Origin of the sequence: Caballeronia sp. LZ003 (genome assembly GCF_031451465.1) — a bacterium.
GTDB lineage: Bacteria > Pseudomonadota > Gammaproteobacteria > Burkholderiales > Burkholderiaceae > Caballeronia.
This window is the reverse complement of sequence record NZ_JARUXJ010000208.1, coordinates 1-406: the sequence shown is the minus strand read 5'-3', so window position 1 is coordinate 406 and position 406 is coordinate 1. Positions and strand designations below refer to the sequence as shown.

Genomic DNA, 406 nt, shown 5'->3' with positions numbered 1-406 from the left:
ATCGCGCGATTGAGCGGCGCTGTAGAGCTGGCTGTTGACGCGCGCCTCAGGCCCGACGAGGTGCAGCAGCACGAGAAACGCGGAGAGCGCGGTCTTGGCATTCTTGCGCGCCATCGACAGGATGAAGGTGCGCGTGGGCGTGTCGTAGATCCGCTTGAGCCAGCGTCGCTGTTCCTTCGTGAGCTTCACCGGCTGACCGACAAGACGGCCTTCGGGCACCCGGCAGTGCGCCTCGATCCATTCAATGTTGCGTTTGCTGCGCGCGAGCCGACGACGGGTGCTCACGTGGGCAGCTCCCACGGCTTGGCCGCCTTCTTCTGATTGGCAATCGCCCGCCCGGCGGTCGTCGGATGCTCCACGGCCTGCCGCGTGATGCGAAGACGCGTGGCGAGCGACGAGGCTGCGC

At 66.7% G+C, this 406-nt stretch carries 1 pseudogene; it reads right to left on the bottom strand.

The features are described 5' to 3' along the window. A pseudogene (locus tag QCE79_RS34475) lies at window positions 1-285 on the bottom strand (terminase); the annotation flags it as partial. Window positions 286-406: the final 121 nt, after the last annotated feature.